This window comes from Streptomyces sp. NPDC041784, from assembly GCF_055591025.1.
This window is the reverse complement of record NZ_JBVJAB010000018.1, coordinates 107,710-108,216: the sequence shown is the minus strand read 5'-3', so window position 1 is coordinate 108,216 and position 507 is coordinate 107,710. Positions and strand designations below refer to the sequence as shown.

Here is a 507-nt window from a genome sequence, read left to right as displayed (position 1 = left end):
CAACACAACCAACACCACACCCCACCCACCCACCACCCCCCCCCCCCCCCCCCCCCCCCCCCTCCCCTCCACCCCCCCCCCCCCCCCCCCCCCCCCCCCCCCCCCCCGGCCGGGGTCGGCTGCGAGGTGGAGCGGGGGTCAGCGGCCGGCGTCCATCGCCTGCCGCAGGCTGAGGGGGCGCATGTCGGTCCACACCTGATCGATGTGGGACAGGCATTCCTCGCGGGTGCCGCTCACGCCGGCCGTCCGCCAGCCGGCCGGGACGTCCCGGTCGCTCGCCCAGAGGGAGTACTGGTCCTCGTCGTTGACGACCACGGTCCATTCCTGCGTCGCGGTGCCGTTCATAGCCTGCTCCTTCGTTGATGTGCCGGTTCGGGATGGGACGTTCCGGGTGGGGGGGGGGGGGGGGGGGGGGGGGGGGCGGGGGGGGGGGGGGGGGGGGGGTTTCCGGGGGGGGGAGGATGGTCCGTGGGGGGGGGACAGCGGGGGGGGGTGGGGAAAGAGGGG

Annotated in this window: 1 protein-coding gene; it reads right to left on the bottom strand. The window is 77.1% G+C overall.

The window, feature by feature from the left end; genetic code table 11:
- Positions 1 to 138 precede the first annotated feature (138 nt).
- The gene (locus ACZ6D7_RS32420) at positions 139 to 345 is read right to left on the bottom strand and encodes an MbtH family protein (RefSeq protein WP_469498543.1); all 207 of its coding nucleotides are present in this window, start codon (positions 343 to 345) and stop codon (positions 139 to 141) included.
- Positions 346 to 507: the final 162 nt, after the last annotated feature.